Origin of the sequence: Cupriavidus sp. SIMBA_020, assembly GCF_046535395.1 — a bacterium.
GTDB classification, from domain to species: Bacteria; Pseudomonadota; Gammaproteobacteria; order Burkholderiales; family Burkholderiaceae; genus Cupriavidus; species Cupriavidus campinensis.
On the sequence record NZ_JAWRWU010000789.1, the window covers coordinates 1 to 265 of the forward strand.

Consider the following 265-nt stretch of genomic DNA (forward strand, 5'->3'; position numbering starts at 1 on the left):
GACATGGTGCTGCCGGCCGAGCCGGTGCCGACGTAGCCGTCCAGGTCGGCCAGGCCGCCGGCCAGCGCCAGGCCGTACTCGTGGTAGCCCTTGCCGATGCCGACGAACACGCCGGTCTGGCTGCCGCGCAACTGGTCCATCGAATAGCCGGCCAGCTCGATCGCCTCGGAGGTGACTTCGAGCATCATGCGTTGGGCGGGGTCTAGCGCCCGCGCCTCGCGCGGCGAGATGCCGAAGAACGGCGCGTCGAACAGGTCGATCGGCG

General features: G+C 70.6%; 1 protein-coding gene. It reads right to left on the bottom strand.

Annotated elements, in window-relative coordinates; all coding sequences use genetic code 11:
- On the bottom strand, positions 1–265 hold a 265-nt coding region (locus tag SB751_RS31515; protein WP_410749213.1), incomplete at both ends, for a beta-ketoacyl synthase N-terminal-like domain-containing protein.